The sequence below is a fragment of the Methylophaga sp. genome (assembly GCF_009711715.1).
Lineage (GTDB): Bacteria > Pseudomonadota > Gammaproteobacteria > Nitrosococcales > Methylophagaceae > Methylophaga.
Map to the genome: position 1 here is coordinate 44,721 of NZ_VENF01000014.1, position 23,020 is coordinate 67,740.

The 23,020-nt window shown below is 52.0% G+C and carries 19 protein-coding genes and 3 tRNA genes; 19 read left to right on the top strand and 3 right to left on the bottom strand.

What is annotated here, in order from left to right; all coding sequences use genetic code 11:
* Window positions 1–38: 38 nt before the first annotated feature.
* Both FH755_RS11030 and mfd read right to left on the bottom strand, forming a co-directional pair.
* Window positions 39–821: a methyltransferase domain-containing protein gene (locus tag FH755_RS11030; protein WP_292441173.1), complete on the bottom strand. Its 783-nt coding sequence runs from the start codon at window positions 819–821 to the stop codon at window positions 39–41.
* Window positions 799–4,284 (bottom strand): transcription-repair coupling factor, encoded by a 3,486-nt coding sequence (gene mfd, locus FH755_RS11035; protein WP_292441174.1) that lies wholly within the window; start codon window positions 4,282–4,284, stop codon window positions 799–801. The genes FH755_RS11030 and mfd overlap by 23 nt, the downstream gene beginning before the upstream one ends.
* 279 nt (window positions 4,285–4,563) lie before the next feature.
* Here mfd and FH755_RS11040 point away from each other — a divergent pair, with 279 nt between their 5' ends.
* From FH755_RS11040 to FH755_RS11120, 17 genes are all read left to right on the top strand, one after another.
* Window positions 4,564–4,773, top strand: a complete 210-nt coding sequence (locus FH755_RS11040) for a hypothetical protein (protein WP_292441175.1) — start codon at window positions 4,564–4,566, stop codon at window positions 4,771–4,773.
* Window positions 4,774–4,782: 9 nt separating this feature from the next.
* Window positions 4,783–6,624, top strand: a complete 1,842-nt coding sequence (gene uvrC / locus FH755_RS11045; RefSeq protein ID WP_292441176.1) for an excinuclease ABC subunit UvrC — start codon at window positions 4,783–4,785, stop codon at window positions 6,622–6,624.
* A gap of 102 nt (window positions 6,625–6,726) precedes the next feature.
* Window positions 6,727–7,284, top strand: a complete 558-nt coding sequence (gene pgsA / locus FH755_RS11050) for a CDP-diacylglycerol--glycerol-3-phosphate 3-phosphatidyltransferase (protein WP_292441177.1) — start codon at window positions 6,727–6,729, stop codon at window positions 7,282–7,284.
* 38 nt (window positions 7,285–7,322) lie between these two features.
* Window positions 7,323–7,398 (top strand) — tRNA-Gly (locus FH755_RS11055).
* A 59-nt stretch (window positions 7,399–7,457) separates the two neighbouring features.
* Window positions 7,458–7,531 (top strand) — tRNA-Cys (locus FH755_RS11060).
* A gap of 15 nt (window positions 7,532–7,546) precedes the next feature.
* A tRNA-Gly gene (locus tag FH755_RS11065) sits at window positions 7,547–7,622 on the top strand.
* Window positions 7,623–7,858: 236 nt separating this feature from the next.
* Window positions 7,859–9,133 carry an O-acetylhomoserine aminocarboxypropyltransferase/cysteine synthase family protein gene (locus tag FH755_RS11070; RefSeq protein ID WP_292441178.1) on the top strand — a complete coding sequence of 425 codons (1,275 nt, stop codon included), beginning with the start codon at window positions 7,859–7,861 and terminating at the stop codon, window positions 9,131–9,133.
* A 115-nt stretch (window positions 9,134–9,248) separates the two neighbouring features.
* Window positions 9,249–9,644, top strand: a complete 396-nt coding sequence (locus FH755_RS11075) for a response regulator (protein ID WP_292441179.1) — start codon at window positions 9,249–9,251, stop codon at window positions 9,642–9,644.
* 70 nt (window positions 9,645–9,714) lie between these two features.
* On the top strand, window positions 9,715–12,042 hold the full coding sequence (locus FH755_RS11080) for an ATP-binding protein (protein WP_292441180.1): 2,328 nt from the start codon (window positions 9,715–9,717) through the stop codon (window positions 12,040–12,042).
* A gap of 65 nt (window positions 12,043–12,107) precedes the next feature.
* Window positions 12,108–14,243: a VTT domain-containing protein gene (locus FH755_RS11085; protein ID WP_292441181.1), complete on the top strand. Its 2,136-nt coding sequence runs from the start codon at window positions 12,108–12,110 to the stop codon at window positions 14,241–14,243.
* A complete protein-coding gene (locus FH755_RS11090; protein ID WP_292441182.1) occupies window positions 14,240–14,932 on the top strand; it encodes an endonuclease/exonuclease/phosphatase family protein in 693 nt (230 codons plus the stop codon). The genes FH755_RS11085 and FH755_RS11090 overlap by 4 nt, the downstream gene beginning before the upstream one ends.
* A 115-nt stretch (window positions 14,933–15,047) precedes the next feature.
* A complete protein-coding gene (locus tag FH755_RS11095) occupies window positions 15,048–16,442 on the top strand; it encodes a hypothetical protein (protein WP_292441183.1) in 1,395 nt (464 codons plus the stop codon).
* 33 nt (window positions 16,443–16,475) lie between these two features.
* Window positions 16,476–18,467, top strand: coding sequence for a choline BCCT transporter BetT (betT, locus tag FH755_RS11100; RefSeq protein ID WP_292441184.1), 1,992 nt, complete (start codon window positions 16,476–16,478; stop codon window positions 18,465–18,467).
* 180 nt (window positions 18,468–18,647) lie between these two features.
* Entirely contained in the window at window positions 18,648–18,962 is a 315-nt protein-coding gene (locus tag FH755_RS11105) for a DUF2845 domain-containing protein (protein ID WP_292441185.1), read from the top strand.
* A 59-nt stretch (window positions 18,963–19,021) separates the two neighbouring features.
* Window positions 19,022–19,357, top strand: a complete 336-nt coding sequence (locus FH755_RS11110) for a PepSY domain-containing protein (RefSeq protein ID WP_292441186.1) — start codon at window positions 19,022–19,024, stop codon at window positions 19,355–19,357.
* Between the two features lie 3 nt (window positions 19,358–19,360).
* Window positions 19,361–20,029, top strand: coding sequence for a response regulator transcription factor (locus tag FH755_RS11115; RefSeq protein ID WP_292441187.1), 669 nt, complete (start codon window positions 19,361–19,363; stop codon window positions 20,027–20,029).
* Complete coding sequence (locus tag FH755_RS11120) at window positions 20,026–21,351, top strand: sensor histidine kinase (RefSeq protein ID WP_292441188.1); 1,326 nt, start codon at window positions 20,026–20,028, stop codon at window positions 21,349–21,351. The genes FH755_RS11115 and FH755_RS11120 overlap by 4 nt, the downstream gene beginning before the upstream one ends.
* Window positions 21,352–21,358: 7 nt before the next feature.
* Here FH755_RS11120 and FH755_RS11125 read toward each other — a convergent pair whose 3' ends face one another.
* Complete coding sequence (locus tag FH755_RS11125) at window positions 21,359–21,679, bottom strand: PepSY domain-containing protein (protein ID WP_292441189.1); 321 nt, start codon at window positions 21,677–21,679, stop codon at window positions 21,359–21,361.
* A gap of 139 nt (window positions 21,680–21,818) precedes the next feature.
* Here FH755_RS11125 and FH755_RS11130 point away from each other — a divergent pair, with 139 nt between their 5' ends.
* Both FH755_RS11130 and FH755_RS11135 read left to right on the top strand, forming a co-directional pair.
* On the top strand, window positions 21,819–22,322 hold the full coding sequence (locus FH755_RS11130; RefSeq protein ID WP_292441190.1) for a MarR family transcriptional regulator: 504 nt from the start codon (window positions 21,819–21,821) through the stop codon (window positions 22,320–22,322).
* A gap of 51 nt (window positions 22,323–22,373) precedes the next feature.
* Complete coding sequence (locus tag FH755_RS11135) at window positions 22,374–22,811, top strand: DUF4440 domain-containing protein (protein WP_292441191.1); 438 nt, start codon at window positions 22,374–22,376, stop codon at window positions 22,809–22,811.
* Window positions 22,812–23,020: the final 209 nt, after the last annotated feature.

Here is a 23,020-nt window from a genome sequence, read left to right on the forward strand (position 1 = left end):
TGATAGGAACTTTAGCAAATACTGCCAAGAGTTTCCTGTCAGCCCTGCGGGGCATGATCCGATTTGGACAAAAGCAGGTGCACATAACGGCCCATGTCGCGATATGGGGGCAGCCGGCAGTAACGTTTTTCCAGCTCAAACAGCTCGTTCATATCTGTGTTTTCACGAGCCTGAGTACTCATGTAATCATGAAATACGCGGATACCTGTGTGGGCTCGGAGCTCAAACCCGGCGGCCTGCATCGCGGTAATAAGCTCATGGGAATACTGCGGGTTGGGTGGCGTCAGTTTATGGCCCTTGCCGATATAGCTGTCATCCAGAATGGGTCTGAGCCGCCAGCCGCCACGGAGCACATTCCCGTAGACCATGGCATTGCGGTTATAAAAAAGCAGGGATAAATAGCCCCCCGGTCTGACTTTTTCGGCAATGGCCCGTAATGACACCAATGGGTCAGCCAGCCATTCGACCACCGCATGGCAGAGCACCAGATCGAACTCACCAAGCTGAATCGCCAGTGACTGCGCTGATTGATGATGAAATTCAGCATTCAGTCCGGCACGGTCGAAACTATGCCGGGCTTTATCCAGCATGCGTGACGACAAATCACACAAAGTCAGCTGATGCCCAAAACCTGCCAGCCAGAGGCTGATCTGGCCCTGACCACAGCCGGCGTCCCAGACTTCAAGCGCTGGCAAAGCAGTAAACTGTTGCAAATCCTCCTGTAGCAGCTGCAGTCGCCAACTGCCTTTCACGGTGTCGTAAATCCGGGTTTCGAAACGATCTATCAGATCGTCGAAATTACGATCCTGTTTTGCGCTCATTGGCTTCCGACATCAGTTGGTCCAGCAGCTGGTCGAGTGCCACAATGCGATCTTCGGCTTCCGGCATATCTTCGACAAAACGCAGCTTGTCCTGACCATCGAGCTTGAATTTTTTCGGCTGTTTCTGAATCAGATTAATGATAGTCATCGGATCAATATGAGGTTCTTCTTCGAAAATCATGCGCCCGCCAGCGTCATAGACATCAATTTTGCGAATACCAATGGCCTTGGCCTTGAACCGGAGTTCATGAACGGCAAACAGGGTTTTAACCTGTTCCGGCAATAAACCGAAGCGATCAATCATTTCCACCTGCAGTTCATGCAGCGCTTCCAGATCAGCGGCGGCACCGATACGTTTATAAAGAACAAGCCGGGTATGGACATCAGGCAGGTAGTCAGACGGAATCAGCGCAGGGACATGTAAGTCGATCTCGACAAAATGCCGGCCTTCGCTGGTCAGGCTTGGTTCTTTACCGGATTTGAGGGCACGTACGGCACGTTCCAGCAGTTCGTTATAAAGGTTGAAACCGATTTCCTGCATCTGGCCGCTTTGTTCATCACCCAGCAGTTCACCGGCGCCGCGGATTTCCATATCATGCGTGGCGAGGGTAAAGCCCGTGCCCAGATCCTCGATGGACTCAATCGCCTCCAGCCGTTTAACCGCATCTTTGGTCATCACTTTTTGCGGTGGCGTAATTAAGTAAGCATAGGCGCGATGGTGCGAACGACCGACCCGGCCACGTATCTGATACAACTGCGCCAGCCCCAGCTTGTCGGCACGATCGATAAAAATCGTATTGGCCGTGGGTACATCGATACCGGTCTCGATAATGGTGGTGCAGACCAGCACATTAAAGCGCTGATGGTAGAAATCGAGCATGACCTGTTCCAGTTCACGCTCGCGCATCTGGCCATGGGCCACGGCGACTTTGGCTTCGGGCAGAATTGCCTCCACTTCGCGGGCGACGCGATCGATATCCTCAACCTTATTGTGCAGGAAATAAACCTGGCCGCCACGTTTGATTTCGCGCAGCATGCCCTCGCGGATCCTTTCGCTGTCCCAGCCCATCACAAAGGTTTTGATAGCGAGACGCCGGGCCGGGGCCGTGGCGATAATCGACAAATCCCGAATACCGGAAATGGACATATTCAGTGTTCTCGGAATCGGTGTCGCGGTCAGCGTCAACACATCGATCTGCGCCCGGTATTTCTTGAGCTGCTCTTTCTGAGTCACGCCGAAACGGTGCTCCTCATCCAGAATGAACAGGCCCAGTCGTTTGGGTGCTATATCCTGCTGCAGTAACTTGTGAGTACCGATGACGATATCAGCATGCCCTTCACTGATAGCGGATTTGACCCGATCCAGTTCCTTTTTGGAGCGGAACCGGGACAGGACTTCAACCCGCACCGGCCAGTCGGCAAAACGGTCCTTGAAGTTTTCATAATGCTGCTGGGCGAGCAGGGTGGTCGGCACCAGTACCAGAACCTGTTTTCCCGAATGCACCGCGAGGAAAGCCGCCCGCATTGCGACTTCGGTTTTACCAAAGCCGACATCACCGCAGACCAGCCGGTCCATCGGATGTTCAGACAACATATCCTTGATGACCGCATCAATCGCATCCTGCTGATCCGGTGTGGTTTCAAACGGGAACGCTGAGGCAAAAGCGGCATAGTCCTCGCCCGGCATCGACATCGGGGTTTTCTTGTTGGCAGCACGGCGGGCATAGATATCCAGTAGTTCGGCAGCCACATCACGGGCTTTTTCAGCGGCACGTTTACGCGCTTTTTCCCACTGTCCGGTACCCAGTTTATGCAGCGGTGCCAGTTCCGGTGCGGCACCCGAATAACGGCTGATTAAATCCAGCGACGCCACGGGCACATAAAGCTTGTCGCCCCTGGCATATTCCAGGGTCATATATTCGGCGGTGACATCACCCACATCAAGGGTCTGCAGTCCGAGATAACGACCCACACCGTGATCTTCATGGACTACGGCATCGCCTACCGAGAGTTCAGCCAGGTTACGGATGATGGCATCGGTATCGCGCTTCTTGCGGCTGCGTCGCCGACGCTGCATCACCTGCTGGCCGAACAGCTGGGCTTCGGCAATCACTGCAATACCGGTTTCAGGCAGAATCAGGCCCTGTTCCAATGGTGCGACAGTGACGGCCAGTTCGACATCACCAGCGATGAATTCGTCCCAGTTTTTGACGGTTTGCAGCTTGATGTCGTGCTGGCGCAGCATATCAAGCAGGGTTTCACGGCGACCGGCACTTTCGGCAGCAAACAAAATCCGGCCGTCGAAACTTTCAATGAACTGTTCAAGTGCTTCGCAGGGCTTTTCCCGGCGCACATTCATGGTGAGCTGCGGTGGAATCACACTGCCATAGTTGTTGTGCCCGGCTTTGTTTTCCTGCTCGAAGTTCTGCAGATGCAGCCTTTGATGCTGCTTGAAGCGGCCAAACAGATCCTCGACCGGCACGAATACAACCTGCGGTTCCAGCAGCGGCCGTTCGATATCGACCCGGTGTTGACGGTATCGCTCATTGACTTCCTGCCAGAAACTGTCTGCGCCATGATGCGGATCGGCAATATTGACGATTAAGGTGTTGCCCGGCAGATAATCCAGCAGGGTGCTGGTTTCTTCAAAAAACAGTGGCAGATAATATTCGATGCCGCCCGGCAGGTTGCCTTCGCTGACTTCACGATAGATAAAGCTGCGCTGTGGGTCGCCTTCGAAATGACGCCGAAACTGTTGACGGAACAGCTGAATGCCATCTTCAGTCATTGGAAATTCGCGGGCCGGCAGCAGTCGGATTTTATCGATGGTTTTGATCGAACGCTGGGTTTCCGGATCGAAGGAACGCAAGGTATCAATTTCATCATCGAACAAATCGATACGGTAGGGCAGTCTGCTGCCCATCGGATATAGATCGATAATGGCACCACGCACGGCAAATTCACCGTGTTCCATCACCTGCGATACGTTGCGATAACCGGCTTTTTCCAGCCGCAGCCGCCATTGTTCGATATCAAACTGATCGCCGGTTTCCAGCATCAGCGTATTGCCTTCAAGGAAGCTGCGCGGGGCGATGCGCTGCATCAGGGTGGCAATCGGTACGAACAGGATGCCCTGTTCAAAATCCGGTAACTGGTGCAGGGTCAGCAGGCGCTCGGAAACGATATCCTGATGCGGGGAGAAGGTATCGTAAGGCAGGGTTTCCCAGTCCGGAAAATGCAAGATTGTGCGTTTGTTGTCCCCCAGATAGAACTTGGCTTCGGTTTCCAATCGATGCGCTGTTGCCATATCATCTGTGACGACCAGCAGCGGACCTTCATGTTGCTGTGCTGCTTTAGCCAGCAGCAGACCCTGGGCGCTGCCATAGAGCTGACCGGCATAAAAGGCATTTTTATGATTGGCGGGGAGCCGCGGATGTAAAAGCGTATTCTGGGTTTTGGACACGATGTTCAGATATCGGGTAAAACAGCTATTTTCACATAAACCGACGGTCCTGTTTAGCTTAGATTTGTCGGTCATGGCCAGACTAAAGACGGCAAAACCTGCGCCAGCATGCGGAAAGCTTGTCAGTTTGACCAAATCAGGGCACATTAGTCCCTGCAATTTGTGGGGTTGATTGCCAATTGATTGAACCTTGCCGGCAAAGGCTGAAGCTAATAATAAACATAGTCAGCTGCCAAACCCCAGATGAAAATCCGGCAAGGGAGCGAGAGAGAGACTATAATGAAAAGAATAGAAAACGTTGTTTTGCTGAAAGTGATCGGCAGTTGTGAACTCATCGCCGCAGTGGCGATGTTTTACTTTTTTTATGAGGATGTGCCGGCTTTAATCGGCGGGCTGATTCTGCTGGGCTTATCAGTAAACAGTTTTTATCAGGCGCACAAATGTTATCAGCGCCAGTATTCACCCAAGAAAAACGAACCTAACAGTTAACGACGAAACATGGCTGAAGCCAATGCATCACATGCAGAGGCGGGATTTGATTCAGCCGCATTTCTGAAAAACCTGACCAGCCGTCCCGGTGTCTATCGCATGATCGACGACACCGGGACGGTCATCTATGTCGGTAAAGCCAAAAACCTGAAAAAGCGGGTTTCCAGCTATTTCAGGAAAACCGGGCTGACCGCCAAGACCCGCGTTATGGTGGCCCAGATTGCGGCAATTGAAACCACCGTCACCCATACCGAGAATGAGGCGCTGATCCTTGAGAATAATCTGATCAAGGAGCTGATGCCGCGTTATAACATTCTGCTGCGTGACGATAAAAGCTACCCCTATCTGTTTATCTCCGGCGACAGCTTTCCGCGGCTCAGTGTCCATCGCGGTGCCAAGCGTAAGGCCGGCAGATATTTCGGGCCTTACCCCAGTGCCGGAGCGGTGCGTGAGAGCCTGAACCTGCTACAGAAACTGTTTCCGGTTCGCCAGTGTGAAGACAGCTATTACCAGAACCGTTCCCGGCCCTGCCTGCAATATCAAATCAAGCGCTGCACCGCGCCCTGTGTCGGTCTCGTTTCCGAGCAGGAGTACAAGAAAGATGTTGAACATACCATCATGTTCCTTGAGGGCAAAAATCAGCAGGTGATGGACGATTTGAGCCGGGAAATGGATGCGGCCTCTCAGCGCCTTGACTTTGAACAGGCGGCGGCCATCCGCGACAAGATTGTTGCACTGCGCCGGATTCAGGAGCGTCAGTATGTCAGCTCGGCTCAGGGCGAGTTTGATGTGCTTGCGGCTATCGTGCGTGATGGTATGGCTGTGGTCGAGGTCTGTTTTATCCGCGGTGGCCGCAACCTGGGCAGCAAAAGCTTCTTTCCTAAAGGGTCGGCTGACAGCACACCGGAAGAACTGCTGGAAGCGTTTATTCCGCAGTATTACCTGGGTAAAAATGTGCCGGCAGAAGTGCTGCTCAGCCATCAGCCGGCTGATATGACGCTGCTCGAAGAGGTATTGCAAAGCGATTCCGGTCACAAGGTTGGACTCAGACTGCCGAAACGCGGGCAGGGCGTTCGCTGGATGCATATGGCGATGACGAATGCCGAGATCAGCCTGACCCATCGGCTCAGCAGCCGTTCCAATCTGCTACAGCGTTTCGAAGCCTTGCAGGATGCGTTGGCGCTGGACGAGTTGCCCAAGCGCATTGAATGCTTTGATATCAGTCATACCCGCGGTGAGAAGACAGTGGCATCCTGTGTGGTGTTCGGGCTGGAAGGCGCGATTAAAGCCGATTATCGAAAATTCAATATTGAAGGCATTACCGCCGGCGATGATTATGCCGCGATGAACCAGGCGCTGACCCGGCGCTTCACCCGTTTGCAGAAAGGTGAGGGCAAGCGGCCCGACCTCTTATTAATAGACGGCGGTAAAGGTCAGATTAAAGAAGCCCGGGAAGTGCTGGCGGAACTGAATCTTTCGGATCTGCCGATCCTCGGTATCGCCAAGGGACCGGATCGGCGGCCGGGCGAGGAAACTTTGTTTCTGGTGGGCCGTGAAGGTGAAGTCACGTTGTCTGCAGATTCTCCCGCTCTGCATCTGTTGCAACAAGTCCGTGATGAGGCCCATCGCTTTGCGATTACCGGTCACCGGCAGCGACGGGCCAAAGCGCGTAAAACCTCGACCCTGGAACAAATCGAGGGTCTGGGACCCAAGCGACGGCAAAAACTGCTTCAGCAATTTGGCGGTTTGCAGGAAGTTCAGCGGGCAGGGGTGGAAGATCTTAGCAGGGTTGAGGGCATCAGCCCGTCATTGGCACAGAAAATTTATGATGTGTTTCATGGCGCTGAGTAAGTAGCCTCATCACAATCAATCTGACCAGATTTGTCAGCTGGTTCTGACTCTGCAAAAGCTTAGTGCTAAGATAAGCACGGTTTTGAATAATAAGTGAAAACAATGCTGAATTTGCCCAATCTTTTGAGCCTGCTTCGCATCATCCTGATTCCGGTACTGGTACTGTTGTACTTTCTACCGTTTGAATCCGCGAGTACCTGGGCGACTGCCGTGTTTATTGTGGCGGCGGTGACAGACTGGCTGGATGGTTATCTGGCCAGGAAATGGAATCAGACCTCAGCCTTCGGGGCCTTTATCGATCCGGTGGCGGATAAATTGATTGTTGTGGTGGCGCTGGTCATGGTGTTGTTCAAATCACCGCTCTGGTACGTGTTGATCCCCGTGATTCTGATTATCGCCAGGGAGTTGACGGTTTCCGCACTGCGCGAATGGATGGCCGAGCTGGGCCAACGGAATGTTGTCAAGGTTTCGAATATGGGGAAATGGAAAACCACCTTCCAGATGGTCGCCATCAGCTGCCTGATTTTCTATAAACCCTTATTCGGGTTGCCAATTTTTGAAGTCGGTATTGTGCTGCTTTATCTGGCGGCCTGGCTGACTTTGCAGTCGATGTGGAATTATTTACGGGCAGCCCTGCCTTTGTTGCTGAATAAGGCTTGACTTTAAAATTTAAGCTCCTATAATGCTCCACTTCCTCAGCGGGAATAGCTCAGCTGGTAGAGCACAACCTTGCCAAGGTTGGGGTCGCGAGTTCGAATCTCGTTTCCCGCTCCAGAATTTAAAAAAGCCGCGGTCAGTCCCAGTCACTACTGCGGCTTTTTAGTATTGCCCCCGGCTGGGTGGCAGAGTGGTTATGCAGCGGACTGCAACTCCGTGTACGCCGGTTCGATTCCGACCCCAGCCTCCAATTAATTACTGCTTAGCGGGAATAGCTCAGTTGGTAGAGCACAACCTTGCCAAGGTTGGGGTCGCGAGTTCGAATCTCGTTTCCCGCTCCAGTATCCATGCAAACCATGCCAGTTCACACTCAAACCTGATTTCAGGTTTTGCTGTTCAGCACCCCTCCATATAATTCAGCCGCCAGCCTCATTTATTCCTGCTCCAGACCGCATTGAACTTATCGCGGGTGATGATCCCATTGCCGGTTAACGTCTTACAGACGAATAGCATTGCCTGATCTGAAATCTTCGTGTTTAAATTCATTGAATTAATCACAATAAAAAGGCGGTTCAGCATGCATAAAGAAACTCTCTGTGTCCACGAAGGTTACGAGACCGATCCGGTTACCAAATCCTGCGCTGTCCCCATTTACCAGACAGTGGCTTATGAATTCGATAACGCTCAGCACGGTGCCGACTTATTTAATCTGGATGTACCCGGCAATATCTACAGCCGGATTATGAACCCGACCTGGGATGTGCTTGAAAAGCGTGTTGCCGCCCTGGAAGGCGGGATTGCGGCCCTGGCAACCTCGGCGGGCAGTGCGGCGATAAACTATGCCATTCTGACGATTGCCGAAGCGGGCGATAACATCATCACGACACCCCAACTCTATGGTGGTACCTACACCTTATTTGCTCATATGTTGCCTAAACTGGGCATTGATGTTCGCTTTGCCGAGTCTGACAAAGCCGAAGATATGGCCAAACTGATCGATGACAAAACCAAAGCGGTATTCTGTGAATCGATTGGTAATCCGGCCGGTAATATTGTGGATATGGCGGCCATCGCAGAGATGGCGCATAAAGCCGGAGTGCCGGTGATTGTCGATAACACCGTAGCCACCCCGGCTTTATTTAATCCGATTGAGCATGGCGCCGATATTGTGGTGCACTCGCTGACCAAGTACATGGGCGGTCATGGCACCACGCTGGGGGGCATTATTGTGGATTCCGGCCGTTTCCCGTGGACTGAGCACAAAGAACGCTTTGCGGTCCTGAATCAGCCGGAGCCGGCCTATCATGGCGTGGTCTATACCGAGCAGTTTGCCGAAGCGGCTTTTATCGCCAGAGCGCGCACTGTTCCCCTGAGAAATACTGGTTCGGCATTATCACCGCTCAATGCCTTCCTGCTGTTGCAGGGGATAGAAACCCTGCCGTTAAGAATGGAGCGGCATTGCGATAATGCCCTGGCCGTCGCCCGTTATCTGTCTCAGCATACCAAAGTGGAGTGGGTTAACTACGCCGGTCTGGAGGGTGATAAATACCACGCGCTGGCGCAGAAGTACTTTAACGGCAAGCCTTCTTCAATTTTGACCTTCGGCATCAAAGGCGGCTTTGAGGCCGGCGTGAAGTTTTATGACGCGCTCAAAATGATCAAACGTCTGGTCAATATCGGTGATACCAAAACCCTAGCCTGTCATCCGGCTTCAACCACGCACCGTCAACTGGAACCGCATGAACTGGTTTCAGCCGGTGTCACTCCGGAAATGCTGCGTTTGTGTATCGGTATTGAGCATATTGACGACATCATCGCTGATCTGGAGCAGGCTTTTACCGCTGTCAACTGAACCTGGTCAGCACGTCCAAACAGGCATCACTGAAGCTGAATTCAATCAGCTTTGGTTTTGCCGGAAGTCAGTGTATGTTTAGCTTTCAGGGATGGATGCAACAGGTGAGGGAGTTTTGACGAAGAAACGTAAAATCCTGGTCGTGGATGACAATACGGAACTGCGGATGCTGATCAGTCTGACACTGGAGTTCAGCTACTGGCAGTTACTGGAAGCGGATAATGCCGAGACAGGGCTGGCGATGCTGAAGCAGCATAAACCGGATATCGTGCTGCTTGATGTGATGATGCCCGGTGAACAGGATGGACTGGCATTATGCCGGACAATTCGTGCTGATGAGTCGCTGGACGGAATCAGGATTATCATGCTGTCAGCCAAGGGTCAGCAAAAAGATGTGCAACTGGGGCTGGAAGCCGGTGCCGATGATTATGTGGTCAAACCCTTCAGCCCTTCGGAATTAATGGAAAAACTCGATATCGAACTGGACTTCGACAACAGCGAAGACTGTTAGTCTGTTTCTGTACGCTGCAGACAGGCAAGTCATACGTTTAAAGACGGAAATACAAAGAGAACAGCTAACAGTGGTTGCCGATTTAACCAGGCTCTATCCCAGGCTAATCGCCTTTGCCACATTTATTGTCGCTGTGTTAACAGGGCTTTATCTGATGATAGGGAGGGCGGATGAAGCGCGCTTCAGTAAGCAGGAGCAATTGCATCAGACCGCCTACCTGTTTGCGACCGCCTTTGAGCGTGAAGTGCACGTTATGAGATCCATTCCGCAAATCCTGCATGCCCAGTTTCAACTACTGGGGCCGGAAAAATTCACAACGGCTTTTCCCTCGTTGGCGCTGGACGTTCAGCATTCGTTTCAACGCACGGGTGTGATAATCGCTCTGGCCCCCGCCGGTGAGGTCAGCCATGCCTATCCCGGGGCAGGGGAGCCTTTACTCGGCGTTGACCTGATGCAGGGGCTGGAACGTGACAGCATTCTCCGTGCGATGAGCGATGGCCCGGTGGTGTCGAAGTCCTGGTCTCTGATTCCAGGCGAGCAGATGCTGTTGATCCACTATCCGGTTTTTCATCCGGGTGAACACACCTTCTGGGGCCTGATCACCGCGATGGCACCGATGAATGCGATTCTGCGCCAGAGCAACCTGATGCAGTTGAGCCAGTACAGTATTGCGCTTAACAGAACCCTGACCAATGGCAGTGAACAGACCTTTTTCAGCACCACAATGCCCGCTGATGAGGCCCTGAGTCTCAACCATTACATGGACTTACCCGACGGCGACTGGCAACTCCAGATCAGTACGGCACCGGTCGATTACATCAAGCCGGTCTGGCTCAGCTGGATAGTGTTTTCTGCCGGACTACTGGCGCTGACGGCCTATCGTTTGAGTATACAGCCTCAAAAATTACGGGCAGAAGTCGCAGCACGGACGTCTGAACTGGCCAGTCATGACAAATTTCTTAATGAGCTAATCAGCTCGCTGCCGGTGGGTATTGTGGTCACCGATACCTTCGACGCTATCCGTTACAGTAATCCGGTCTTCAATCGTCTCATGTCGCGTTCGGTTGAAGAGGGAGAGTCACTGGTTAGCTTGCTGGAAGACGTTGTCGATAATGCCAATATGCGCCAGTTTCTGGTGTCGCGTATCAGCCTCGATGAAGTGAATTTCGATGTCATGGTACAAGTGGGCGAACAGGAGTTTTCATTAACCTGTTCTCACATAGACACTGTGCAGGGCAACCTGCTGGTCTGGGTATTCCGGGACATCACTGAAATCAGCCGGATTAACCGGACGCTTCGGAGCGTTTCCGCCACCCGTGCCGAGATGCTCAGACTGATTCCGGACCCCATGGCCTTCTTCAACAAAAAAGGGGAGCTGATGGAGAGTAACCCCGGTTTTCAGGCCTTGTTCGCCGGACTGGTGGATGTAGAAGCCGGTTTTTCCTGTGAAAGTTTTGAAAAACAGCTGCTGGCAAACTCAGCTGAGCCGGACAGGCTGAAACCGGTATTTGATTTGACGCAGCCCCAGCAGGGGCAGCTTCATGTTGATGCGTTTATCCTCACTGCTCATCCGCAAAGGGTGTTTGAACGCACGGTCTGTTTTGATAACAGCAGTAATACTGTCGGCTCGATTATGTACTTTCGGGATGTGACTGACGCCCATGAAGTGGACCGTATGAAAACCGAATTTCTCAGTACCGCGGCACATGAACTGAGAACGCCGCTGGCTAATATCTTTGGTTATACCGAGCTGTTGATCAAAGCCCATTTTGATGCGAGGCGGCAGGAGGAGATGCTCGGCGTTATCTACAGCCAGACCCGGCGTTTATCAAACATTATTGATGATTTGCTGGATCTGGCAAGAATTGAGTCCCGGGCTGGTGGGGCATTCAAGTTTGATCATTATGATTTGTCGCAGCTGATTGACAATGTATTGAAAGAAATGGAGCTGGAGCTGCGAAGCCGTCATCTCGATTATGTCATTACCAATGATAATTTCAGCCTGTATTGTGATGCCGACAAGATCGAGCAGGTGGTCGAAAACCTGTTGAGCAATGCCATCAAATACTCACCGCAAGCCACGCCCATCTCACTTTTTGTCGGTGTTGAAGCCAGAGAGGATGAGCCGGGCTTTATCCTGCGTTTGGAAGATCAGGGTATGGGAATGAGTGAGGAGGATCTTGAGCATGTTTTTGACCGCTTTTACCGTGCAGATACTAGTGGTCAGATACCCGGCACTGGCCTGGGTATGGCGATAGTCAGAGAAATTATTCAGCATCATGATGGCCAGATCAGCATCGACAGTGAACCTGACGCCGGTACTACGGTCACAGTCTGGTTGCCGCGACGGCAACTGGAGAAGAATAAGCAGCTTGAGATAAGCTATCAAACAAACTGATCAGCCCTTTGAGCTGTTTCAACGCTCTTCGGCCTCGGCCGGTCTAATTGAAACAGGATGTTGACGTGACTGATAAGACTTTATTACAGCCCGGATACAACTGCTGGCAGACAGTGCATGCGGACAGGGTCGCACTGTTGATTGACGGTGAAGATTACTATGCTGCAATACATCGTGCGCTGCAAAACGCCCGCCACAGTGTCTATATCCTGGCCTGGGATATTGACAGTCGGATGCGACTGATCCGGGGCGATGATGACCCTGGCGACTGGCCTGCGGAACTCGGCGCGTTCATCAGTGCATTACTCAAACGTCGGCCTGAACTGAATATCTACATCCTGAACTGGGACTGGGCGATGGTCTATACACTGGAGCGCGAATGGCTGCCGATGTATAAGCCGGTCTGGAAGTCCCGCTCACGTTTGCATTTCAAACTCGATGGCGAATGCCCGGTTGGGGCATCCCAGCACCAGAAAGTGGTTGTCATTGATGATGATATCGCTTTCTCCGGCGGCTTTGATCTGGGTAAGAACCGCTGGGACAGTTCTGCTCATGCGCCTGATGATCCACGCCGTATTAACCCAGACAAGCAAGCTTATCCGCCGTTTCACGATGTTCAGATGCTGGTTTCCGGCGAAGCCGCCAGGGCCCTGGCCGAATTGGCACGCGAACGCTGGTGGCGGGCGACCGGTGAAACATTAAATGCGCCACCGGCAAGACAGGACTCAGCCTGGCCCAGCGGTGTCGACAGCTGGTTTGAAGATATTGCAGTCGGTATATCCCGTACGCTGCCGCAATATCAGACCAACCATGAAGTCCGTGAGGTCGAACAGCTTTTTATTGACACTATTCCCGCTGCCGAAAAACTGATTTACATTGAAAATCAGTATTTCACGTCCTGGAAAGTGGCTGATTTGCTGGCCCAAAGCCTGCAAAAACAAGAAGGCCCCGATATCGTTCTGGTGCTGCCTTTGATGACCGGTGGCTGGCTCGAGCAGGTGACTATGGATGTCCTGCGATACCGCGTCGCCTGTCGTCTGAGAGAGGCTGACATACATAAACGTCTTCGCATTTGTTACCCGCATCAAGCTGACCTGGGGGATACTTACATCAGTGTGCACGCGAAAGTCACTATCATTGACGACAAGCTGCTGCGGATCGGTTCAGCTAACCTGAGCAACCGCTCAATGGGGCTGGACAGTGAATGCGATATGGTGATTGAGGCGTCTACTGATAAGGAAAAGGCACAGATCAGTGCCTTCCGGGAGCGCCTGTTATCTGAGCATCTGGGTATGGACAGGGAAACGCTGCGTCAGTCACTGTCCCAGTCCGGGTCTTTGGTAGGCTTGATCGACGATTGCCGGGACAGGCCCAGAACACTGCGGTTTCTCGATTGTCAGGTTGCCGAGTTTGCAGAGCAGGTTCTGCCGTCATCAGCGGTTGTTGATCCTGAGCGGCCGCTTGACCCGGAGCAAATGGCGCAGATGTTTATTCCTGTCGATCAACCCAAGTCTGCCCGCAGTCATTGGTGGAAGATTTTCGCTGTTTTGCTGGCTGTGATCGTGCTGACCGTGATCTGGCGCTGGACGCCGCTCAGTGATTACCTCAATCCGGAAACACTGAAAGTGACAGCCCAGGCGATTGAGTCCTATCCACTGACGCCATTGATCGTGGTGGCCGTGTTCAGTATTGCTGGCTTACTGGCGTTTCCGGTGACCCTGCTTATCGTGACTGCTGCTCTGACTTTTGGTCCGGTCTGGGGCAGTTTCTATTCGCTCACCGGTTCTGTGCTCAGCGCGCTGCTGGGCTATGGGGTGGGGCATTACCTAGGCCGCAGTAGTGTGCAGAAACTGGCGGGTTCCAGTTTGAATAAACTCAGCCGTCGTCTGGCGCACCATGGGACCTTGGCGGTAGTGACCGTGCGGATTATTCCGGTGGCACCTTTTGCAGTGATTAATTTAGTGGCGGGCGCTTCGCATATTAAAGTCAGGGATTTTATTATCGGCACGGTATTGGGCATGCTGCCCGGCATACTGGGTATTACGGTGTTCGCTGATTCACTGGTAAGGACGGTTCAGGAACCCGATCCGGCTCAGATTGGCCTGTTTATTACAATAGTATTGATAGTGTTCAGTGTGATGTTGGGACTGAAAATGTTGCTGAACCGTAAACAGGCTGAGGAGGAAAGCGATACACCGTGATTCGGCTCAAACTGGCGAGCTACAATATCCATGCTGCGGTGGGCACTGATGGCCATTTTGATCCTTTCCGGATAGCCGAGGTTGTCCGTGAAGTCGATGCCGATATCATTGCGCTGCAGGAGGTAGAACATCACCGGGTGAATGATCTGGATCTGCTCGATTTTCTGGCTCAGCAGACGAATATGACCGCGCTGGCCGGGCCTACGATGCTGCGGGAATCCCGAGATTACGGTAATGCGATCCTGTCACGCTTGCCGATAGTATCGCACCGGTTGATCGACCTCAGTCTCGAGCCACATGAACCACGGGGCGCGCTGCAGGTTCAATTCGATTACCAGGGTCATCGTTTGCTGGTCTATGCCACGCATCTCGGCCTGAAACCGGTGGAGCGTCGTCATCAGGTCAAAAATATCCTGGCTGAATTCGAGCAGCAGCAGGCCGATACCACCGTACTCATGGGCGATCTCAATGAATGGTTTCTGTGGGGAAGGCCGTTGCGCTGGCTGCACCGTTATTTTGACACCACGCCTGCCTGCCGAAGTTTCCCCTCGACCTGGCCAGTCCTGACCCTGGATCGTATCTGGGTGCAGCCGCGTCGCCATCTTATCGCTGTTGCAGCACACCGCTCGGCGCTGGCCAGAAAAGCCTCAGATCACCTGCCGGTGACGGCACTGGTCGAACTCGATTAAGTTGGACCCAAGCAGTTTCTCTGGTAAGGTCGGTATACACTCCCCGCCAGTCAGGCCCGGAGCATCGCCCTACGCTGTATGACAGCAAGTCACATCGAAAGCAGGATGGAGCCTAATGTTCAGACACGCCAAACATGCTCTTTTCATCAGTATGTTGCTGACACTGATGTCGGTGACCGTTGTCACCGTGCAGGCTCAGCCGGTATCAGATGACGAAATAACGCAATTGCAGGCCAGAATTGAGCGCCTGGAAGCGGAACTCAGACAAACGCAGCAAAAACTCGAAGCAACGCAGAAACAGAAAGCGGCGGCAGAAGATAAACTCGCCCAGGCAGAAGAAACGATTGCCGAGGCCAGGGAGGACAGAGAAGAACGTATTGCCGAGGCGGAACAGGCGGTTGAGAAAGAACCTGCGGAAATTCGCTTTGGACCCCTGCGTGTCGGCGGTGCAATGCGGGCGAATTATGCTATTGGTGATTACCCCGAAATGGACGGTGCTTCCCGTTCGTTTGAAGATGGCGGCAATTTCAATCTCGATACTTTCCGACTCAATCTGGACTACGCGGATGGCCCTTACATCGGCAAAGTCGAATACCGCTGGTACAACGGTTATAACTTTCTGCACACAGGCTGGCTGGGCTATCAGTTTGATGACAAACGGCAACTTCAGTTTGGTGTGAACCGGGTGCCGTTCGGTCCCGGACCCTATGGTGTGTCACAGAGTTGGTTTTTTGATCAGCATTACTACCTGGGGCTGGCTGATGATATGGATCTGGGGGCCAAATATCACCATGAAACGGGCAACTGGAAATGGGATCTTGCCTATTACATCGCAGATGAAGGCAATTATATTGGTGCCTCGCATGACAGTGCCCGTTACTCCTACGATGTCGTCAACGAGAGTGATGACGGTTACGAGGAGCGGCATCAATTTAACCTCAGAGGCATTTACCAGTTTTCAATTAATAATGTGACAACTGATCTGGGTCTATCACTGCAATACGGCCAGCTTGAAAGCCGCGGAGTGCAGGATGATGGTGACCGTTATGCGGCCTCCCTGCATATGGTGAACAAGTGGGGACAGTTCACGCTGGCAAGCCAGGTCACTTACTACCGTTTTGATGTGGATTCCAGACAGCCGCTGGGCACTGACAAGCTGGTTCAGATGGGGGCGTATGATTTCCCCAGCACCGCAGCGGCCGAGGCCTGGGTCCCGGCGATTTCGCTCAACTATTATCTGGAAACCAAGCAGATCGCCTGGCTCGATTACGTGATTCCCTATATTGAGTACAGCACCGTTGTGAAACAGGAAAGCAGCTTCAATGACAGTGAGCTGGCAACGCTGGGTGCTGCCTGGGGCAAGGACAACTGGTATATCTACACAGACCTGAGTGCGTCTAACGGCAATGAGTTCATTGGTGGCGACGCTGCTTTTGGTGACAGGCTGGGCGTGAATCAGGATGACGATTGGCAAACCCGATTTAATATCAATTTCGGTTATTACTTCTGAACACAATAAAAAAAGCAGCAGAGTGAGCAAGCTATGAGCGAACCAACACAGCAAAACACCCAGCCGGCAAGCAAGGTCGAAATCAATCCGCCGGTATTTTTTGGCTCGGCGATTCTGATCCTCGCCTTGGTGATATTTGCCGTCAGTTTCTCCGATTTTGCTGCAGAACTATTTACCCATGTTCAGGGCTGGATTGTCGAGTCCTTCGGCTGGTTCTATCTATTGGCGGTGGGCGTTTTTCTGATTTTCAGTCTCGGTCTCGCTATCAGTTCTTATGGTGCGATTAAACTGGGTCCCGACCATTCTGAACCGGATTACGGTTACACCTCTTGGTTCGCGATGCTGTTCAGTGCCGGGATGGGTATTGGTCTGCTGTTTTACGGTGTCGCTGAACCCATCATGCATTTTGCCAGCCCGCCGGTGGGAGAGGCCGGTACCGTTGAAGCCGCGCGTCATGCCATGTCCATCACTTTTTTCCACTGGGGGCTGCACGCCTGGGCGATTTACGCTGTAGTAGGTCTGTCACTTGCCTACTTCGGTTTCAGACACAATTTACCCTTAACTATTCGTTCCGCCCTGTATCCGCTGATAGGTGAGCGTATCTACGGCCCTATCGGCCATATGGTGGATATTTTTGCAGTCCTTGGAACCATGTTCGGTATTGCTACCTCTCTGGGGCTGGGTGTGCTGCAAATCAATGCCGGGCTCAACTACTTATTTGATCTGCCGGTGTCGGTGCCGCTGCAGATCGGACTTATCGCACTGATTACCCTGTTGGCCACGGTTTCCGTGGTTGCGGGTCTTGATGCGGGGATCAAGCGGTTATCGGTGCTTAACCTGGGGTTGGCTGTGTTGTTACTGCTGTTTGTGCTGCTGGCGGGACCAACCTTGTTCCTGCTGCAGTCACTGGTTCAGAACACCGGCCAGTATCTGAGTGAAGTGGTCGACATGACTTTTAATCTCTATGCCTACGAACCTAATAGCTGGATCGGTGGCTGGACCCTGTTTTACTGGGGCTGGTGGATTGCTTGGTCACCTTTTGTCGGTATGTTTATCGCCCGGGTATCCCGCGGCCGGACTATACGTGAATTCGTGCTGGGGGTGCTGTTCGTGCCGGTGGGATTTACCTTCATGTGGATGACCTTCTTCGGCGGCACGGCACTTCATATGGAACTCGGCGAGTTGTCTGGCGTTATTACCGGTGCGGTAGCTGAAAATGTACCGATTGCGATTTTCACCATGTTCGAACAAATGCCGCTGAGCATGATCTCATCTGGTGTAGCAACGCTGCTGGTGGTGACTTTCTTCGTGACCTCTTCGGACTCCGGGTCACTGGTGATTGATACCATCACCTCAGGCGGGCATCCCAAGCCACCAGTATGGCAACGAATCTTCTGGGCCGTGACTGAAGGGCTGGTGGCTTCAGTGCTACTCCTGGCCGGTGGACTGGCGGCACTGCAAACCGCGGCGATTGCCGGGGCTTTGCCGTTTGTGATGGTCATGTTGGTGATCTGTTACGGCTTGTATAAGGGACTGAGAATGGAAGGTATTAAACGTCAGGTGCTGGGGGTACCCCAGACCCCAGTCAGTACTGGGCGTCGGGTCAGTTGGAAACAACGGCTGAAAAATCTCAGCAGCCATCCCAACAAGACCGAAATATCGCGTTTTTTACAGCAGATAATCAAGCCGTCCCTGTCGGAGGTGGCTGAAGAAATCCGACATGGTGGTGTCAACGTCGAAATCAATGATAAAGAGGATTATATTGAGTTGAAAGTTATCTATGATGGTGAAGATGACTTTATTTATGGCGTTCATGCGGTGGGGCATCTGATCCCGAGTTTTGCTTTCCCGGAGTTTGACCCTATAACCGATGAGAGTAAACGCTACTTCCGTGCCGAGGTTTATCTTGCCGAGGGTAGTCAGCATTATGACCTGTATGGTTACAATCAAGAACAGGTAATTGATGATGTGCTGATTCAGTATGAGAAACATATGCACTTTTTGCATATTGTCAGCGAGAATTAGCTTGGTCTGACCGGTGTTATACGGAGCGCATAAAATGAAAGGAAAAGTGGGACGCGGTTCCGTATGGACCGGCTTTAACCTAACCGTTACTCCTAGCTCTAGCGAAAGACAGTAAGCAGGTTTAGAAACTATTTTTAAATCATGCTATTGTCGCATCCATCACCACGAGGAGAGACGCTCATGCGACTGACATCAAAAGTATTCATGACCCTGGCCGGCATGTTCAGCTCAGCGGTGCTGGCAGGGAGTGCCGATTTATCCAGTCTGCCATGTGGCACACAGGCGATTACGCTTGGAATGAGTCCGCAACAGATCAAATCGACCTGCGGTCAGGCCTGGGAGCCTTCCTATATCAGCAAGCACAAAAGACCCGCGCTGGGTGATGAAGAAGGTCATGATCTGTTTGAAAAATGGATGTACAGCACCGCTGACAGTAAAGCCACCCATGTTATTTTCAAAAATGGCGAGGTTGTCCGAATCTTTACTTTGCGCTGACAGACACTCCTTATTTTTCATCTTGGATTAAGCCATCAGCATTACACTGTCGGTGATTAATGAAGTCTGGCAGAACCGATATGAAACCCTTTAATTCGTCTCTCTCCCTGGTCGGCTTGCTGATGCTGTTCATCCTGCCGTGCCATAACCTTCAAGCCGATGAAGATGCTGATCGCGCGCGGATGCTGAAACAGCGCGGTGATATTCTGCCCCTGGAACAGGTAATCCAGTCGGCCATGGCCGTTAAATCCGGCCAAATCCTGGAAACGGAACTGGATGAAGAGGACGGTCGTTATATTTATGAACTGGAAATTCTGGATGATCGCGGCCAGGTCTGGGAACTCGAGCTGGATGCCAGCACAGCGGAACTGATCGAACTGGAAAGCGAGGATTAGTTCATGCGCCTGCTGCTGGTCGAGGACGACCCGGGTCTGGGGCCGAAACTTCAGGCGGCATTGAATCGCGCCGGTTATGCCACCGATCTGTCGACCGACGGTATTGATGCTGAGGCGATGGGGGATATTGAGCCCTATGATCTGATTGTGCTGGATCTGGGGCTGCCCGGTCAGGCCGGCCTTGATGTGCTCAGAAACTGGCGTGAGCGTGACAACCTGACCCCGGTCATTATTCTGACTGCCCGCGACGCCTGGGAAGACAAGGTGCTGGGTTTCAAAGCCGGTGCTGACGATTATCTTGCCAAACCTTTTCAAATCGAAGAATTACTGGTCAGAATCAATGCCGTTCTGCGTCGTTATGCGGGTCTAAAGCCCGGATCGCTGACTTATGGTGACTTATCACTGGATGAGGCCGATCAGAGTGTCAGCCTCAGCAATGGCGATAAATTCAGTTTAACCGGCACAGAATTTAAATTACTGCGTTACTTTATGCTCAATCCGGGCAAACTCTTATCCAAAACCACACTGACTGAACACGTATATCAGCTCGACAGTGACAAGGACAGCAATGTAATTGAGGTCTATATCAATCGTCTGCGACACAAACTGGGACAGGGACTGATCCAGACCCGACGCGGCCAGGGTTATATTTTCGGCCGGGAAGGCCGATGACCTCGATTCGCAGCCGGCTGGCCATTGGCCTGACCCTGGTTCTGGCGCTGTTGCTGGTCGGTCAGTGGCTCTGGCTGACTTTGACTTTTGACCGCTTGATTGAAAAACAGGTGATCACCCGGCTGGAGGAAGAGACTGAGAGCCTGCTTGCCAATCTGACAGTTGGTCCTGACGGACAGTTAACCCTGGACAGTGAGCGACTCAGTAGCAATTACAAACGCAGCTTTTCCGGCCTTTACTTCATTATTGAGTCAGCCGAGCAGCAACTGTATTCCCGCTCATTGTGGGACTTTAATTTGAAAACCCGACCGGTTGCAGTCGGTGAGCGCCGGGTACATTATCAGACCGGTCCCCAGAATCAGCCCTTACTGGCGGTGTCGGCAAGCTATCTGAAGCAGGATAAAAGCCTGACTATCACTGTCGCCGAAGATATTGCCTGGATGCTGGAAGACAAACAGCATTTTCAATTTGTTTTCACGCTTTTGTCTGCCACCGGTTTTGTTGTTTTGCTGCTGTTTCAGGCTGGTCTGGTCCGGCAGGCACTGAAACCGCTCAGTAAAGCGCGGCGTCAGCTTGAACAGTTGGGACAAGGGAAGATTGAACAAATCGATGAAAACGCCCCTGATGAGATAAGGCCATTGCTGGTCGAGTTGAACCGGCTGATGCAGAGTATGGTCAGCAAAACCCGCCGCTCACGTCAGGCGTTGGGGAATCTGGCACATCGACTTAAAACGCAGCTGACACTGATCAACCAGATTGTTGAAACGGAGCCGCCACCCGACCCAAAACAAATGCGTATCGCTGTCTATCAGCAGACCAGTGATATTCAGCAAATCATTGACCGGGAATTGAAGCGGGCACGTGTCGCCGGCGTCACCCTGCCCGGCAAAGGGATTGATTTGACAGAGCTGGTAAACCAGCTGCTTGAAACATTGCAGCGGATTTATCGTGATAAAGCACTGACTATCGACGCGCATATGGCTGAAAATGTCCGTTTTAATGGCGATCGTGAAGACTTACTCGAATTACTGGGCAATCTGCTCGATAATGCCTGCAAGTGGTGTCAGCAAAAGGTGATGCTTAATATCCGTATGACTGGGGATGGGCTGGCACTGGCTGTGGAAGATGACGGCCCCGGCTGCGATGAAGCAGACTTGTCTGTGTTGAGCCAACGCGGTTTTCGCGCCGATGAGTCCAAACCCGGCAGTGGTCTGGGTCTGGCTATCGTTCATGATATTGTGGAAAGCTACGCTGGTACGCTGTCATTCCAGCGCTCTCAGCAATGGGGAGGCCTGCAGGTGACGGTGCACCTGCAGGTGTAGGTCTGGACTAGAACCAGTCTTTTTCGATTTTGCGCACCTCGCCGGTCTTGGCATCGATATAGACTTCCCATTCATTGCCATCGACATCGACGATTTCAAACTCATAATCCCAGCCTTTCGACATATCACGATCATCCAGATCGGCATCTTCAATCACGCCAGGTTTCGCTTCCAGAGCCTTGGCCTTGGCTTCTTCCAGCGATATCAGTCCCAGCCCTTCAGACAAGGTTTTCATTTCACGCAGATCGTCGTCATCTGCCTTCACCGAGGCAGATAAAAACATCACCGTCAAAACGCTAGTCAGGGTAATGGCACTCAGTAATTTCATGTTCAGTCTCCTTTGTTGATGAACGCTTCCCATGCTAGGGTGCTGGACTTAAATCAAGCTGAAGCCTAAATTAACTGAAACTGAATGTGATAAATCATCGCAGTTTGAAATTAATTAGGAAGCTAACTATAATCTGACTATGCTAGAGCTCAAAGACTTACCGGATGCACACATTCTGAAGAAGTTTGCAGATCGCTACCCTGATGCGGATGTCGACAGGGTGATTCAATTTCTGACTTTTCTGCGTGTCGCCACCGACCTTTCTAATGGCCTGGATCGTTATCTGGGCGCACATGCTTTATTACAGGGGCGCTGGTGGGTGCTGGTCCTGCTGATGCGTGAGGATGATGGCAGTTCCAGTCCGTCCAAGCTCGCAGAAAAGGCGGGTGTCAGCCGTGCTACGATGACCGGGCTGATTGATGGTCTTCAGCGTGACAAGTTGGTGACCCGCATGGTGTCACCCAGGGATCGCAGGCAGACCCTGGTCAAGCTGACTCACAAAGGCCAGTCGAAACTGGATGAGGTGATGCCGGAATACTATCGACGGGTCAGACAATTAATGACTGTGCTGACAAACGAAGAAGGTGACATGCTGATGCAGATTTTGATGAAATTAAGTCAGCAGGCTCAGGTGTTCGACTGAGTCATTTTTAATTTAATAATTAGTTTCCTAATTAAATAAAGGAGAAATCATATGAAACAGGTATTTGTAACGATGGCAGCGTTAACGCTGAGTGGTGCGGTCATGGCTGACAGCCCGGCAAGCATTGTCAGCAACGCCAACCAGCAATGGAATCAGGCTTTGAATCAGGGCAAGCTGAATGAGCTGGTGGCCTTGTATGAGACTGATGCAACGGTATCTCCGGGCAACGGCAGCTTGCTGGAAGGCCATGAAGCCATCAGAAATTTGTTTTCAGGTTTTATCGATAACGGTGTTCATAACCATCAGATCGAAACGGTCGATATTATTGCTGCGGATAAGCAAATCACGCAGATTGGATACTGGCAGGCCGAAGGCGTGGATGCCGAGCAGCAGCCAGTCAGCTTTGGTGGCGTGCTGGTCACGGTGCTGGAACAAAATGAAGCTGGGGAATGGCAACTGCAATCGCACGTCTGGAATGCCGCACCTTAATTAATATCATCTATTGTCACAGGGATGTGACCAATAGTGAGTACAATTTATCCACGACACCAACTGGTGCATGGATGTTTTATTTTGGTGCGTAAATAAGTATTTACCGCACCAATTAAGGGCTCTCAAAAACTACCATATTCAACAATTTCAATAGCTTATAAGTTGGCATGGTGATTGCGATATTAACACTCAGTTAATACCGGAGA

Excerpts from the sequence above, each read along its gene's own strand:
- FH755_RS11070 (WP_292441178.1), top strand. The coding sequence starts at position 7,859 with ATGCATAAAGAAACTCTCTGTGTCCACGAAGGTTACGAGACCGATCCG.
- FH755_RS11095 (WP_292441183.1), top strand. The coding sequence starts at position 15,048 with ATGTTCAGACACGCCAAACATGCTCTTTTCATCAGTATGTTGCTGACA.
- FH755_RS11135 (WP_292441191.1), top strand. The coding sequence starts at position 22,374 with ATGAAACAGGTATTTGTAACGATGGCAGCGTTAACGCTGAGTGGTGCG.
- pgsA (WP_292441177.1), top strand. The coding sequence starts at position 6,727 with ATGCTGAATTTGCCCAATCTTTTGAGCCTGCTTCGCATCATCCTGATT.
- FH755_RS11110 (WP_292441186.1), top strand. The coding sequence starts at position 19,022 with ATGAAGTCTGGCAGAACCGATATGAAACCCTTTAATTCGTCTCTCTCC.
- FH755_RS11105 (WP_292441185.1), top strand. The coding sequence starts at position 18,648 with ATGCGACTGACATCAAAAGTATTCATGACCCTGGCCGGCATGTTCAGC.
- uvrC (WP_292441176.1), top strand. The coding sequence starts at position 4,783 with ATGGCTGAAGCCAATGCATCACATGCAGAGGCGGGATTTGATTCAGCC.
- FH755_RS11040 (WP_292441175.1), top strand. The coding sequence starts at position 4,564 with ATGAAAAGAATAGAAAACGTTGTTTTGCTGAAAGTGATCGGCAGTTGT.
- betT (WP_292441184.1), top strand. The coding sequence starts at position 16,476 with ATGAGCGAACCAACACAGCAAAACACCCAGCCGGCAAGCAAGGTCGAA.
- FH755_RS11125 (WP_292441189.1), bottom strand. The coding sequence starts at position 21,679 with ATGAAATTACTGAGTGCCATTACCCTGACTAGCGTTTTGACGGTGATG.
- FH755_RS11030 (WP_292441173.1), bottom strand. The coding sequence starts at position 821 with ATGAGCGCAAAACAGGATCGTAATTTCGACGATCTGATAGATCGTTTC.
- FH755_RS11120 (WP_292441188.1), top strand. The coding sequence starts at position 20,026 with ATGACCTCGATTCGCAGCCGGCTGGCCATTGGCCTGACCCTGGTTCTG.
- FH755_RS11115 (WP_292441187.1), top strand. The coding sequence starts at position 19,361 with ATGCGCCTGCTGCTGGTCGAGGACGACCCGGGTCTGGGGCCGAAACTT.
- FH755_RS11130 (WP_292441190.1), top strand. The coding sequence starts at position 21,819 with ATGCTAGAGCTCAAAGACTTACCGGATGCACACATTCTGAAGAAGTTT.